The organism is Escherichia sp. WS2035 (genome assembly GCF_046487065.1).
Lineage (GTDB): Bacteria > Pseudomonadota > Gammaproteobacteria > Enterobacterales > Enterobacteriaceae > Escherichia > Escherichia coli.
Genome location: NZ_JBJQKD010000006.1, coordinates 167,503 through 182,835 on the forward strand (window position 1 = coordinate 167,503; position 15,333 = coordinate 182,835).

Annotated in this window: 8 protein-coding genes and 1 pseudogene; 7 read left to right on the forward strand and 2 right to left on the reverse strand. The window is 43.1% G+C overall.

All coding sequences use genetic code 11. The annotated features are described in order from the left end of the window. Positions 1 to 140 precede the first annotated feature (140 nt). The 7 genes and pseudogenes from ACJHX4_RS12425 to ghoT all read left to right on the forward strand — a co-directional run bounded on the left by ACJHX4_RS12425 (position 141) and on the right by ghoT (position 11,976). On the forward strand, positions 141 to 3,953 hold the full coding sequence (locus ACJHX4_RS12425) for a S6 family peptidase (protein WP_000705882.1): 3,813 nt from the start codon (positions 141 to 143) through the stop codon (positions 3,951 to 3,953). An 897-nt stretch (positions 3,954 to 4,850) separates the two neighbouring features. After that, positions 4,851 to 5,681: an AraC family transcriptional regulator gene (locus tag ACJHX4_RS12430; RefSeq protein ID WP_001088099.1), complete on the forward strand. Its 831-nt coding sequence runs from the start codon at positions 4,851 to 4,853 to the stop codon at positions 5,679 to 5,681. Between the two features lie 1,154 nt (positions 5,682 to 6,835). After that, entirely contained in the window at positions 6,836 to 10,765 is a 3,930-nt protein-coding gene (locus ACJHX4_RS12435; RefSeq protein ID WP_410239913.1) for an autotransporter outer membrane beta-barrel domain-containing protein, read from the forward strand. Between the two features lie 103 nt (positions 10,766 to 10,868). After that, a pseudogene (locus tag ACJHX4_RS12440) lies at positions 10,869 to 10,967 on the forward strand (hypothetical protein); the annotation flags it as partial. A gap of 11 nt (positions 10,968 to 10,978) precedes the next feature. Further along, the gene (locus ACJHX4_RS12445; RefSeq protein ID WP_000405647.1) at positions 10,979 to 11,251 is read left to right on the forward strand and encodes a GNAT family N-acetyltransferase; all 273 of its coding nucleotides are present in this window, start codon (positions 10,979 to 10,981) and stop codon (positions 11,249 to 11,251) included. A 227-nt stretch (positions 11,252 to 11,478) separates the two neighbouring features. Then, positions 11,479 to 11,775: a type V toxin-antitoxin system endoribonuclease antitoxin GhoS gene (ghoS, locus tag ACJHX4_RS12450; RefSeq protein WP_001312331.1), complete on the forward strand. Its 297-nt coding sequence runs from the start codon at positions 11,479 to 11,481 to the stop codon at positions 11,773 to 11,775. Between the two features lie 27 nt (positions 11,776 to 11,802). Then, a complete protein-coding gene (ghoT, locus tag ACJHX4_RS12455) occupies positions 11,803 to 11,976 on the forward strand; it encodes a type V toxin-antitoxin system toxin GhoT (protein WP_001173343.1) in 174 nt (57 codons plus the stop codon). Positions 11,977 to 12,094: 118 nt separating this feature from the next. Here the strand turns inward: ghoT and lysS are convergent, their stop codons facing one another. Together lysS and dtpC are read right to left on the reverse strand one after the other, a co-directional pair. Then, positions 12,095 to 13,612, reverse strand: a complete 1,518-nt coding sequence (gene lysS, locus ACJHX4_RS12460; RefSeq protein WP_000003806.1) for a lysine--tRNA ligase — start codon at positions 13,610 to 13,612, stop codon at positions 12,095 to 12,097. A gap of 236 nt (positions 13,613 to 13,848) precedes the next feature. Next, entirely contained in the window at positions 13,849 to 15,306 is a 1,458-nt protein-coding gene (dtpC, locus tag ACJHX4_RS12465; protein WP_000856826.1) for a dipeptide/tripeptide permease DtpC, read from the reverse strand. Between the last annotated feature and the right edge of the window lie 27 nt (positions 15,307 to 15,333).

Here is a 15,333-nt window from a genome sequence, read left to right on the forward strand (position 1 = left end):
AAATATATGCGTGAGGGTTGACTCTGAGCAATGCTTGGATTTATTAGTTTTAAGATCTTTCGAGTCAGAAGATATATGAATAGATAGAATAGAAATTCAATTGTCGGAATGAAATGTGTTCAAAAAGAAATATAGGTGATATGAAAATTACAGTCCTTAATCAGCGATATAAAAAACATTTTGGTTATCCTCATATTCTGATGGGTGATGTAAAAGTAACTGTTTCAGCAATGATTGCTTGCGCTGTTTTATTGCACCCAAATAAATTGTTTGCCTCCGTCGCTGGAACCTCACTTCCCTATCAAACGTATCGTGATTTTGCTGAGAATAAGGGAGAGTTCCGTCCTGGCGCAGAAAATGTTCCTCTATATGATAAAAATGGCAATCCCGTCACGACGCTGAATAAGGCACCCATGATTGACTTCAGCTCTAATGACTCGACTGGGGTTGCAACACTGGTTTCGCCACAGTATGTCGTCAGCGTTAAACACAATGTTGGTTATCAATATGTGAAATTTGGCTATGCAGATGATTCATCCTATGCCCTTGTTGACAGAAATAACCACTGGAGAGATTTCCACACTCCCCGTCTCAACAAAATTGTCACCGAGGTTACACCTCTGGATATAACCAATGCGGGTACAGCTAAGGGAACCTATCAAAATGCTGACCGTTTCCCTGTGTTCTATCGAGTAGGTACGGGAACTCAATATGTAAAAGATACTAACGGAAAAATCACCTATTTAATGGGAGCCTACTCGTATAAAACAGGTGGAATAGTAAATACGCCGGCTATATCTGACTGGAGTTTTGTCACGAATACCACTAATACTCCACTCTCAACCTACGGCACTCCCGGTGACAGTGGCTCTCCTCTTTTTGCCTGGGATGCAGACCAAAATAAATGGGTTTTGTTAGCCGTTCTCAATTCATATGCAGGGGTCAATGGCAATACTAACTGGTACACAATAATTCCTGCTGGTGATGTAAAAAATACGATGAAACAAGATGCCGATGCACCAGTAAATACAAAACAAGGTGAAGGGGATATTCATTGGTCATATGACGAAAAAACGGGACTTGGTTCATTAACCCAGGGAAGCACATCATGGGAAATGCATGGAAATTTGGGGGCAACATGGCCTGCTTCGCTTAATAGTGGTAAAGATCTAACTTTTCAGGGCGGCGGTACTGTAGTGTTAGAAAATACCGTTAATCAGGGGGCTGGCACACTTACTTTTGATGATGATTATATTGTCAAGCCCGTTGATACTCAGACATGGAAAGGCGGCGGAATTATTGTTAATGGTGAACATCTTGTTGACTGGCAGATTAATGGGGTTACTGGTGATAGTTTGCATAAACTGGGTACGGGTACGTTAAAAATTAACGGTACCGGTGTAAACCCAGGAAGCTTAAGTGTGGGAGACGGAACCGTTATATTGGCACAGCGTGCTGATGATAACGGACTGAGCCAGGCGTTCAGTTCTGTCAGTATTGTAAGTGGGCGTCCTACTCTGGTGCTAAACGACGACAAACAAATTAATCCGGATAATATCAAATGGGGCTATCATGGCGGCAAGCTCGACATTAATGGAAACAGTTTGACTTTTCATAAACTTAACGGGGCTGATGATGGAGCTATACTGACTAACAGTGGCTCCATGGCTAATGTTAATCTGGATTTCAACAGCCCAGATACAACAGCCACGATTGCTAATATCTGGCACGGCCATTTCACCGGTAATCTAAATATCAATAATGAGGTTACCGCAGGAACACAGAATGATTTCGCTATTGATGGTGGAGTGAATGCTCAGGGGAGTATAACCCAGCAAAATGGTCGGCTATTTATGCAAGGACATCCGGTTGTTCACGCCGTCAGCAGTCAGGACGTAGCAAATAAGCTAAAGGCGCTGGGTGACAATTCAGTACTGACCCAACCAGTGTCATTTACTCAGAACGATTGGGAAAATCGACAGTTCAGTATGGCGGAGCTTAACTTACAAAATGCTGAATTTAACCTTGCAAGAAACGCCAGCCTTAATACCAGAATTAATGCCGAGCATTCTACCGTGACGTTAGGTAGTGAGGATCTTTACATTGATCTCAATGACGGGAATGGCGTGGCAACCAAACCAACATTGGGTAAGTCAAAGGCAACCGCTGAAGATGATCAGAGTCGTTTCAATGGACATGTACAGTTGCAACAAGGATCGGCACTAACTATTAATGAACATTTTGCCGGCGGTATTGATAGTGCAGATAGTGCGACGACGATAACCTCTACAGATACCACGCTTAATCAGCTCAGCCGTTTCACCCAATCTTCTTTGTCATTAGGTGAAGGGGCAAAATTGACCGCTACAGCCGGATTACTTTCTGACGGGACGGTAAGCAGTAATGCCGGGGCGAGCCTTTCCTTGCTATCAGACCAGCCTGGAACGATGTATTCCGCCCAAAGCTGGGAGCTTAGCGGGCAAGACACGAGCTTAAATGTTGGCGCGGGTGGGATCATCACTGGAGATATCAATGCCAATGATGCGGCCAGCATTAGCTTTGGCACGACTGATATTAACCAATCCACAAATTACTATGGAAATATCAACGCGCCGTTGGCAAGTGTAACAATGAAGGACACTGCCTGGCAGGTAAACAAGCAGTCGGTGGCTAAGTCGCTCACTTTGAATGGTTCAACACTGAGCTTTAATCGTTTCGGGCAAGGGGGACTGACGTCAGATACGCTGGAGGCCACTAACAGTTCGTTCATTATCAATGCCGATGGTAAAGCAGCAGATACGGTGACGGTAAACCAGGCATTGACAGGGGGGAATAACACACTGGTTGTTATTCCTACGACAAATTCAGTAAAACAGGGCGGTGACCCTGTGTCATTGGTTACTGCCCCGAAAAATACACAAAGCAATATATTTACACTTAACCCGGTTTCAATAAATGCAGGGTTCCATAGTTTTACACCGCAACTTGATGTGTTGGAGACCGACGTTAATAAGCAATGGCGTCTGGAGGGATTTTACATACAGCCTGATAAAGCCGCTTTGCGGACAGGCAAGAGTTTTATGGATCTCGGTTATAAAAACTTTATTACAGAAATTAATAATCTGAATGATCGTATGGGGGACTTACGCCATACCCATGGTGAAACTGGGGCATGGGCTAGACTTAACAGTGGTTCGGGCTCAGCTACTGATGGATTTACCGGAAGTTATACGCACTTGCAAATTGGGGCAGACAGGAAACATATAATTGAAGGCGGAGAGTTATTTACTGGAGTAACGGCGACATTTACAAGCAGTAATAACCGGGGAACTGGTTGGTCGGGAAGAACCAAATCAACGGGTATTGGTGTGTACGCTTCAGCTATGTTTGACTCTGGACTCTATGTAGATACTATCGGGAAATATGTGCGTCATGACAATCATTACTCATCAAGTGCGTTAGGAATGCCAGAACAAGATTATGGCTCGCACTCCTGGTATTTGGGCGCTGAGGCCGGTTGGCGTTTTTCCTTACCTGACGAAACATATATACAGCCGCAAACAGAGTTGATCTACGGTACTGTATCTGAGAATCAGTTTGCCTGGCAATTCAATGGGGGTGAGATCTATATGCAACGTAAGCAGATGCAACCATTGATTGGTCGCACAGGAATTGAATTTGGCAAAACATTCCGCGGCAAAGACTGGGAAATGACAGCGCTGACTGGGATTAATTATCAGTACGATTTATTTAAGCCTACTGTGACAGCGTTCAAGGATCTGGCAGGTGATACATATATTAATAATGGTAAAGATAGCAGAGTGGTATTCAATGTCGGGGTAAATACTAAAATTAAAGAAAACACTAGGATAAGTCTGAATGTGGAGCGTTCTGAGTTCGGTTCATACAATATTGATAAGTTAATAAATGCTAATATTCGTTATACATTCTGAGCAGGAGAGTAGATAAAAAAGAAAACCTGAACATATTGTTCAGGTTTTCTTATTGATTTATTGTTATAGCTAGTCAAATATGCTTATCTATTGGATATTCTGGAGTGTAAAATTTTATCTTATGCTGCTATTTTTTAGAGTGGCTTTATTCTTTACTTTAGATTATAGTTGGATTCAGTTCAGGTTTCTAATATTTTATATGTGCTATGACCGTTGCGCTAATAATGGTTACAAAAGATTTTTATTTAAAAAATGGTCTCTTATATTTTTCAAGTCAGGATGAAGAGTATAAATGTTTTGAGTTCAGTGGCCGTGCCTCTGTATATGAGGCCGTTCAGCAATATAATCATGTTTATATGATTTGCGATAATAGTAATTATTTTTTATACAGTCTTCTTTTTTCAGGGGGGCCTGTTAAATGCATATGTGCTGATAATATAAGTATCCACTATGGAAATCGGTTATCAATTGATTATACGTATCCACCAGAACAAATTCTTCGATCTCTTAATAATACCGAACGAGAGATTCTTTACCTCTATTTCATTAAGCGGAGAAAAATAAAAGAAATTTCAAAGATTACATGTTTAAGTGTAAGTAAAATTTATTATAGAATAAGAATGATAAAAATTAAATTTGGTGCTGAAACGACACGGAAGCTTCCAATTCTTTTTAGGTGTTATCTGTAACATCAACTGATTTTATTTTCATGACGTAACTATTATCAGAGTCAATTAATTTTATCATCATAGTGACTAATTATTTATAGTCTATGAAATTAGTTGATATGTCGATGCGAAACTTTTTACCGGGAAGTATTCATCTTTGCGTTATTTCCGAGTTTACAGAGTGGATATCCCATGAAATTATGTTGTTACAAAGCATGGGGGTGACTGTATGAATAGTCAAAATGCTTTAAGTAATATGAGGCTTGCTGTGAGAGGGGATATATCCGGTAACTCTACATTGGTTCTTAAAAAGATTAGATTCTACAATTGTGCCATTATTTATCTTCGCAATGCCCAATTACTTGTTAAAACGATAGATGGGGGGGTTATTAATATCCCACCTGAATCAATATGTTATATTGAGAAAAATACAGTCATTGATGTAACACTTAACGTGTTAGGTAAAGGCATGCCTTATGATATTTTTCATATAGATAATAATATATTAAGCTGTATCTGCAAAGTCATGGAACCATTGTTACTGAATCCCCATAAAATTGGCCCTATGCGAAGTAGAATTTTTAATTGCATGGCGGATAAGACAGATACAGAAATATTTAAAATGATAACAGAGGCAAATGTCCCAAATCATAGACTAATTTATAACATTACTTATTTGTTATCTAAAGTTGACGATATTGAATCTTTGGTTTGCTCATTATCTGTTTCAACAGACTCTACTTTCACAGAAAAATTAAAGTTAATAATAGAATCTGATCTGTCAAAATCATGGCGATTAGTTGATCTGGCAAATGTTTTACATATGTCTGAAGTCTCAATTCGGAAAAAACTTGAAAAAGAAAATAATAATTTTAACAATTTGATTTTGGATATTAGAATGCAACATGCAGCAAGATTGATAACTACCACTGAAAAACATATTAATAGTATATCTGATGAGGTTGGGTATGTTAGTACATCATATTTTATCCGTAATTTTAAAAGTTATTTTGGTATAACACCAAAACAGTTTTCATTGAAAGTGAAAAGGAAATCATAATATATATTGCATATATAATATAGGCAGAAGCAATTCTTACTGATTTTTAATCGTTTTCCGGTGAGGTGAAAATGATATGCATTTTTAATAAGTTGTACCCGTCCAGGACGAGTTCCTTTTCTATATATTAAGAATAATGTTATTTTTTTTACCAAAAATGATGCTGTTGTGCAGGGAATAGTCAGGGGATATTCCATAGAACTGAACGTTCATCCCCCAGAATGAGAAGTTGAACATGCCTCCATAGCGAATAGTGTTCCGGACTCGAATCGTTGAACGATATCCTGCAATTTGGAGCATGAGGTGTTTCTATCCTATGCAACAGAATCATCATTAATCCAGATATAGGCCTGAAAAACAGGCCTGGCAATATCGATACCAACAATCCTGATCGTGTTCATGGGATGTTACTCTCGGATTAATGCAGTCAGTAAAAGTATGGCACTGACTGCATTAAGAAGGGACGTCCATCATATCGTGACACAAACGCTCCCACCGACATCGCCATTGAGTCCTGCACCGTATCGGTGAACTTGTAACTATCCCGTATAATCATTCTATACACATTTATTGGCTTGATGAGTCAAATACTTCTTAATTTCGGAGAGAAGTGTGTCAGGTGATACGTTAACTCGCCATTATCTACATATTTAGAGAATTACTCAAATAATAACGAATTATTTACCCATGTGCTCAATTAATCTTCGAATATAAAAACATCCACATGTTAAAAACATTATTGTTTTCCAAAAAAAAATAAAAAATACGATACAATAATGTTAACGCGCGGAATAAATGAAGAATTCCGCCGCATAATGATATAAAATAAAAAACAATAAATATAAAAACACTTAAACGTCATATGCTTTTGTTTATTTCATGATTTTATTTTTGTAGCTTTACCCTTCATTATGCAATGTGGGTATGGAGTCGTTATTATATTCTAAATAACCTTTGGCGGCGCAATGCAATTTAATTAATGCAATGTAAATATGCTAAACACACTGCTATAAAATCTATATTGTAGATGTATTTTTTACAGACGTGGGGGGGGGGTTAAACTGCAATTAATAAAGGTAATTGGAAGCTTTTTATTAATAAAAACATAGTTCTATTGGTTTGTATTATGTTATAAACGTTATGGAGTCTTACCCGTGAACAGAATATATTCACTTAAGTATTGTCACCTTACTCAAGGGCTTATAGCTGTATCAGAATTAGCATCCCGAGTATCCTCTAAAACCGGTCGAAAACTTCTCGCTATATTTATAGTTTCTGCCTTGTCTTATGGTGCGGCTGAATATGCCTGTGCAGCACAGATGGACACCCGAAATTTCTGGATCCGTGATTATCTTGATCTGGCACAGAATAAAGGTGCATTTCAGCCCGGAGCATACGGGGTAAAAACGCCATTAAAAAATGGGGGAGAATTCAGTTTTCCTGAAGTAACAATCCCTGATTTTTCTCCTGTATCCGCTAAAGGTGCAACAACTGCTATTGGTAATGCCTACAGTGTTACAGCAAGTCATAATGGCACTATTCACCATGCCATTAAAACTCAGACATGGGGACAGTCAGATTATCATTATGTTGATCGTGTGACCAAAGGTGACTTTGCGGTCCAGCGTCTGGATAAGTTTGTTGTTGAAACAGCGGGTGCAACAGAGCATGCTGATTTCAACTTATCAGCAGCAGAAGCACTAGAGCGTTATGGTATTGAATTCAATGGAAAGAAACAAATAATCGGTTTCCGCGTTGGAGCTGGTGCAACCGGTGTTACATCTTATGGGGTGGGACAGACATACAATCCATTATTACGTAGTGCCTCCATGTTTCAGTTAAACTGGAACAATATGTATGCAAGTAATAATACCGGTGGGTTTTATAATGAAGTGACAGGAGGTGACAGCGGTTCCGGATTTTACTTGTATGATAATCAGAAAAAAAAATGGGTCATTTTGGGAACACTGACAGGTAAAGTATTCTCCAGTAAGGATACCTGGGCCTTTTTTGCTCGATATGATCAGAACACTGTCGATATCCTGAAAAATACTTTTACCCAAGAGGTGAACCTCAATGGTCAGAAAATGACAGTTAATAATAAAAATATTGCCATTAACGATAAAATAACTGCTATTGAACTGACCAAGAGTAATAAAAATAAAGATTTGAAATTCCATGGTGGCGGGAGCATTGAGCTCACCGATAACCTGAACTCAGGAACCGGAGGATTGATTTTTGATGAGGGACAACATTATTCGGTTATTGGGAAAGATAAAGCCTATAAAGGGGCGGGTGTTGAGATCGGAAAAGATACGGTTGTCGACTGGTCGGTAAAAGGGGAGGCAAACGATAACCTGCACAAAACAGGGGCCGGGACACTGAATGTCAATGTGGCCCAGGGGAATAACCTGAAAACAGGTGACGGTACCGTTTTTCTTAATGCAGAAAAGGCTTTCAATGCTATCTATGTTGCCAGTGGCCGTGGAACGGTCAAACTGGGGCAGGCCGATGCGCTGGATAAAAATAGTGATTACAGAGGTATTTATTTTACTAGTCGTGGGGGGACTCTGGATTTAAACGGGTTCAGCCAGTCGTTCAAGAAGATCGCGGCAACTGATGTTGGTACCATTATCACCAATACTTCTGATAAAACAGCGACCCTTTCCCTACAAAACCCCTCCCGCTATGTCTATCACGGTAGTATCACGGGAAATACGAATATCGAACACACTGGGACACAGAAAAGTGCTGACAGCAGTCTGATTATTGATGGAAACATTAATACACGCAATGACATTACTGTGCGGAATTCCCAGCTCAGACTTCAGGGGCATGCCACATCACATGCAATATTCCGCGAGGGGCCTCGGCACTGCTATGTCCCCGGAGTTCTTTGTGACAAAGATTATGTTACTGATTTTGCCAGACTGGAAAGTGAGGCAAATAAGAAAAATAACAGTGCCTATAAAACAAATAATCAGGTGGCTTCTTTTGACCAACCTGACTGGGAAACCCGGCATTTCCGATTTAAGACTCTGAATCTGGAAAACTCAGAATTCACAACTGCACGTAACTCAGTTGTTGAGGGTGATATTGTCGCATCGAATTCAACGCTGAAACTGGGGGGCGACGTTCCGGTGTTCATTGATATGTATGATGGCATCAATATCACCGGTAATGGTTTTGGCTTCCGCCAGGACGTTCGTGAAGGACGCTCAGCAGATGATGGCAGTAGCAGCTATACAGGCAAAATTACACTGCAAAAAGGCTCCACGCTGGACATCAACAACCGGTTCATTGGCGGTATTGAAGCCCATGACAGTAAGGTAAACGTCACCTCACCGGATGCCCTGCTGCAGAACAGTGGTGTTTTCGTGAATTCCACCCTTTCTGTCCGTGACGGCGGTCATCTGACGGCACAAAAAGGGCTCTACAGTAACGGCCGGGTTCAGATTGGAAAGAAAGGTACGCTTTCCCTGAGCGGCACGCCGGAAAATGGCGCTGATAATACCTGGATGCCCGTACTGACATACATGACAGAAGGCTATGATTTAACCGGTGATAACGCTACGCTGAACATCAGCCAGCAGGCGCATGTTTCCGGGGATGTTCATGCAACCAGTTCATCCAGCATTCGTATTGGCTCCGAAAACCCTGGCTCAGTTTCCTCTTCTGTCTCCCCTGTTCTGGCTGCCGGGTTGTTCAGCGGATATAACGCGGCGTACTACGGTGCCATCACCGGCGGTAAGGGGAACGTCAGTATGAATAATGGCCTGTGGCTGCTGACCGGAGATTCCGACATCAACAGTCTGACGACCCGTAACAGCCGGGTACAGTCTGAAGAAAACGGTGCCTTCCGTACCCTGACGGTTAAGACACTTGATGCCACGGGCAGTGATTTTGTCCTGCGCACTGATCTGAAGGACGCTGATAAAATCAGTATTACGGAGAAAGCCAGCGGTTCAGACAACACCCTGAATGTCAGCTTTATGAAGAACCCGTCTCCGGGACAGTCCCTGAATATCCCGCTGGTCAGTGCACCGGCCGGAACATCAGGGGATATCTTTAAGGCCGGCACCCGGGTGACAGGCTTCAGTCGTGTGACGCCGACGCTGCGTGTTGACACCACTGGCGGCAGTACGAAGTGGATTCTGGATGGTTTCAGGACGGAAGCTGATAAAGCGGCTGCAGCGAAGGCGAACAGTTTCATGAATGCCGGCTACAAAAGCTTTATGACGGAAGTAAACAATCTGAACAAACGTATGGGGGAGCTGCGTGACACGAACGGTGATGCCGGTGCCTGGGCCCGTATTATGAACGGCGCCGGTTCAGCCGATGGCGGATACAGTGATAACTACACCCACGTTCAGGTCGGTTTTGACAAAAAACATGCGCTGGACGGTGTTGACCTGTTCACCGGTGTCACGATGACCTATACCGACAGCAGTGCAGACAGTGATGCGTTCAGCGGGAAGACAAAATCCGTGGGGGGAGGTCTGTATGCTTCAGCACTGTTTAACTCCGGTGCCTACATTGATTTGATTGGTAAATATATTCACCATGACAATGACTACACAGGTAACTTTGCCGGTCTGGGGACGAAGCACTACGGAACCCACTCCTGGTATGCCGGAGCGGAAACGGGTTACCGTTATCACCTGACGGAAGACACATTTATTGAGCCTCAGGCCGAACTGGTTTACGGCGCAGTGTCCGGGAAAACATTCCGCTGGAAAGACGGTGAGATGGACCTGAGTATGAAGAACAAGGATTTCAGCCCGTTGATTGGCAGAACAGGGATTGAGCTGGGCAAAACCTTCAGGGGTAAGGACTGGAGTGTGACAGCCCGTGCCGGAACCAGCTGGCAGTTTGACCTGCTGAATAATGGCGAGACAGTTCTTCGTGATGCATCCGGAGAGAAACGGATCAAAGGGGAGAAAGACAGCAGGATGTTGTTCAATGTTGGCATGAACGCACAGATAAAGGACAACATGCGCTTTGGTCTGGAGTTTGAGAAATCCGCCTTTGGTAAATACAACGTGGATAACGCAATAAACGCGAATTTCCGGTATATGTTCTGACAAGGAGAGGCCCCTGAAGAGGGGCCTGTAGTGATGTTACTCCCGGGTTAATGCAGCTAGTAAAGGTATGGCTCTGACTACCCTGGAAAGTGGTGCCCATCGCATCACTACAAATTCTGGCAATTGCGTACGTGGTAACGGCAAGTTATTTAACCTCAAACGTACGTGCCCGAGCGGTGCGCTGAAATACCGTCATAAATAAGCGAGGGTAAAATGGAAATACGCGAAGGCCACAATAAATTTTACATTAATGACGAACAGGGCAAGCAAATCGCTGAAATTGTCTTTGTGCCGACCGGAGAGAATTTAGCGATTATCGAACATACCGATGTCGATGAAAGCCTGAAAGGACAAGGGATTGGTAAACAGCTGGTTGCGAAAGTCGTGGAAAAAATGCGTCGGGAAAAACGAAAAATTATCCCACTATGCCCATTTGCGAAACACGAATTTGATAAAACACGGGAGTATGATGATATTCGCAGTTGATGGGAGAGTACAGAGTCACGATATTTTTCATGCTCTCCGCGGTGTGATGCAGGAGAGCATCTGAAGGGTAGGAGATGCACAAAGAATGGTCAGAGAGAGCGTTTTTTTGTCCCAAGTCATCCCCTTTACTGAGCAAAAAAAAAAGAATATCTCCTATATGAGAATCATCATTCGGGGTTAATAAGTTTTGCGTCCCCAGAGCGTTCAATATTGATAGGAGTCATATTATGGAAGGTAAAAACAAGTTCAATACTTATGTTGTTTCTTTTGATTATCCATCATCTTATTCCTCAGTGTTCTTAAGGTTAAGATCATTGATGTATGATATGAATTTCTCCTCTATCGTGGCTGATGAATATGGGATACCACGACAATTGAATGAAAACTCCTTCGCAATAACGACATCGTTAGCCGCAAGTGAAATCGAAGATTTAATCAGGCTCAAATGCTTAGACTTACCGGATATTGATTTTGACCTCAGCATTATGACAGTTGATGACTATTTCCGTCAGTTTTACAAGTAGCCAGGAAGGATAAGAAGAACATAAAAAATGGCACTATTCTCTAAAATATTAATTTTTTATGTGATTGGTGTGAACATATCCTTTGTCATTATCTGGTTTATCTCACATGAGAAAACACATATTCGTTTACTTAGTGCATTTCTGGTCGGAATAACCTGGCCAATGAGTTTGCCTGTGGCATTACTTTTTTCTCTCTTTTAGGAGCTGTAGTTGAGTGGACCCGCTGGTTATCTTGAAACGAAGCGTCTCTCCTCAAAACTGGATTTGCGGAATGACGAACGAAGCAGTCGCCTGACTGCTTCGTTCATTAAAGTGAAATTTATTTCTGTGGGCGCATCGCCGGGAAGAGAATAACGTCGCGAATAGTATGACTGTTTGTAAACAGCATAATCATTCGGTCGATACCAATACCCAGACCAGCGGTTGGCGGCAGACCATATTCCAGCGCAGTCACGTAATCTTCGTCATAGAACATGGCTTCGTCGTCACCTGCAGCTTTAGCGTTAACCTGTTCCTGGAAACGTTCAGCCTGATCTTCTGCGTCGTTTAATTCGCTAAAACCATTACCAATTTCACGACCACCGATGAAGAATTCAAAACGGTCGGTGATTTCCGGGTTAACATCATTACGGCGCGCCAGCGGGGACACTTCTGCCGGATATTCCGTAATAAAGGTTGGCTGAATCAGATGTGCTTCTGCCACTTCATCAAAGATCTCCGTAACAATACGCCCCAGTCCCCAGCTTTTCTCTACCGTAATACCGATAGATTCAGCTAATGCTTTAGCAGCATCAAAATTATCCAGATCCGCCATATCGGTTTCTGGACGATATTTTTTGATTGCTTCGCGCATGGTGAGTTTTTCAAACGGTTTGCCGAAATCAAACACATGCTCGCCATAAGTGACTTTAGTGGTACCCAGTACCTCTTGTGCCAGGGTGCGGAACAGTGACTCCGTCAGTTCAATCAAATCATGGTAATCCGCATATGCCATGTAGAGTTCCATCATTGTGAACTCAGGATTATGGCGAACAGAAATACCTTCATTACGGAAGTTACGGTTGATTTCGAATACCCGTTCAAAACCGCCTACAACCAGACGTTTCAGATACAGCTCCGGCGCGATACGCAGGTACATATCTAAATCCAGAGCGTTATGATGGGTAATAAACGGGCGAGCAGATGCCCCACCTGGAATTACCTGCATCATCGGGGTTTCTACTTCCATAAAGCCGCGCGCGACCATGAACTGACGGATAGCGGCCAGAATTTTTGAACGGACAACAAACGTTTGACGGGATTTATCGTTAGCGATGAGGTCCAGATAACGTTGACGATAACGGACTTCCTGATCCTGCAGACCATGGAATTTATCTGGTAAAGGACGTAGTGCTTTAGTCAGCAGGCGCAGCTCAGTACAGTGAATGGAAAGCTCACCCGTTTGCGTCTTAAACAGCGTACCGCGGGCACCGATAATGTCACCCAGATCCCATTTTTTAAACTGATCGTTATAAACACCTTCTGGCAGGCTATCTCTTGCAACGTACAGTTGAATACGGCCACCGACATCCTGCAACGTTACAAAGGAGGCTTTCCCCATAATACGACGGGTCATCATTCGGCCAGCAACCGAGACTTCAATGTTTAAGGATTCCAGTTCCTGGTTATCCTTCGCATCAAACTCTTCGTGCAACTGGTCAGAGGTATGGTCGCGGCGAAAATCATTGGGAAACGCCACACCTTGCTGACGTAGTGCCGCCAGTTTTTCGCGGCGATTTCTCAGTTCATCGTTAAAATCAATAGCCTCATTGGCTCCCCGTGTTTCTCGTTCAGACATTTTGGTTCCTCTAAATCCAGCTTTCAATTTAGCGTAGATAAAGAGACAGATCGGTACACTGTATTATCTGCCTCGACTATTAATAACTCAGTTTATCTTATCGAAACTAACGCTTACCTCAAGTTGATATCACTAATAAATAACCATCAAAATGGTTTAAATGACTTATTAATCTCGATTTACTAGTGTGATAAACTGAAAGTTAATTTATTCATAACCAATTGTTTTTACGACAGTTAATCGTTGCTCTCCTGTATCATATTCGTCGGCGTGCTAAACAGAAAACGGGTAGCAAAGGCCAATACCACGATGATCGCGACACAAGCCAACGTCCACTCTCCCATCTGAGAAAAGAATCGCTGGTAAGCGGCAATTGCCATACCGCTAATTTGCGACTCTGTCGTCTGCTGTGCCACGACGCCTGCCAGCCAGTTGGCGACCGCGCCTGTTGCCAGCATATAAATACCGGTTAATACGCCAGACATTTTCAGACGCGTGATTTGCGCAATCGCCACCGGGTCAATAAAGAGTTCAGCAAAGCCCATTAGCGCCAGCCCGGATATCATCACGCCCATTGACGCTTGACCGCCAGCCGCTGCATGTCGGGCATCAAATGCCAGCAACATAAAGCCACAAGCCATCAGCAGTAAGCCAAAGGCAAACTTCAGCCAGACGCGCAATGCTGAATTGCCGCGGCTTTCTGGCGACGCCAGCCAGGCCAGAACAACCCCAGCGAGCATCACCGCAATAGCATTCACCGACTGGAATAGTGCTGTAGGTACTTCAATATTGAATGCCTGACGATTCACAAAGCGATCGATAAACAAGCTGATGGTACTGCCGCCCTGTTGTGCCAGTACCCAGAACAACGTCCCGACAAACATCAACAATACAATTTGCCAAAGAGCACGGCGGTGTTCGGGGAATTTGATCATCATGCGGGCAATGATTTGTGCTGCAATGAGGCAAACGATCGCCAGCAAATATCCGGACCAGTCGTTCTCCAGCAGCAGGGTAAAAAATACTGGGGCTAAACAGAGCATCACCACTAACCAGCTCCATACTGGTAAGGCAAATTTGACGCTAGTGAGCGCTTTTTTATCCATACTACGCGTGGACTGGAAATGACGATGACCACTTAAGAAAATCAACAAACCGATAAACATGCCGCCTCCCGCAAGGGCAAAGCCAACATGCCATCCATACCACTGAGCAGCCAGGCCGCAGGCGATGGGCGCGGCGATAGAACCGATATTGCCCGCAGCATACAGCAGCGAAAAACCGCCATCACGTCGATGATCGTTCTCGTCGTAGAGCTCGCCAAGCAAACAGCTGATGTTTGATTTGAATAAACCGTAGCCACAAATAATGATTGCCAGCGCCAGATACAGGCTAAAGGTTGAATTTGTATCAATGCCCAGCACCACATGGCCAAGGGTCATTAACAGCGCGCCGGCAATCACTGCAGTGCGGTTGCCGAGCAGGCGGTCGGCAAGCCAGCCGCCGAGAATAGGGGTAACGTAAACCAGAGAAGCATATGCGCTGAACAGGCTGATGGCATGGTTATCATCAAAACCAAGCTGATGGGTGAGATAGAGAATGAGTAAGGCACGCATGCCGTAAAAACTGAAGTACTCCCAGATTTGGATCGCCACGATATAGTATATCGCGCGCGGCTGTGAGGGTGTTTTCATGTGTTCTCCTTATGAGCAAAAAAGGGA

What these genes read in the sequence shown, in the direction of transcription:
- ghoT (WP_001173343.1), top strand. Translation starts at nt 11,803, where the DNA reads ATGGCACTATTCTCTAAAATATTAATTTTTTATGTGATTGGTGTGAAC.
- ACJHX4_RS12425 (WP_000705882.1), top strand. Translation starts at nt 141, where the DNA reads ATGAAAATTACAGTCCTTAATCAGCGATATAAAAAACATTTTGGTTAT.
- ACJHX4_RS12430 (WP_001088099.1), top strand. Translation starts at nt 4,851, where the DNA reads ATGAATAGTCAAAATGCTTTAAGTAATATGAGGCTTGCTGTGAGAGGG.
- lysS (WP_000003806.1), bottom strand. Translation starts at nt 13,612, where the DNA reads ATGTCTGAACGAGAAACACGGGGAGCCAATGAGGCTATTGATTTTAAC.
- dtpC (WP_000856826.1), bottom strand. Translation starts at nt 15,306, where the DNA reads ATGAAAACACCCTCACAGCCGCGCGCGATATACTATATCGTGGCGATC.
- ghoS (WP_001312331.1), top strand. Translation starts at nt 11,479, where the DNA reads ATGGAAGGTAAAAACAAGTTCAATACTTATGTTGTTTCTTTTGATTAT.
- ACJHX4_RS12445 (WP_000405647.1), top strand. Translation starts at nt 10,979, where the DNA reads ATGGAAATACGCGAAGGCCACAATAAATTTTACATTAATGACGAACAG.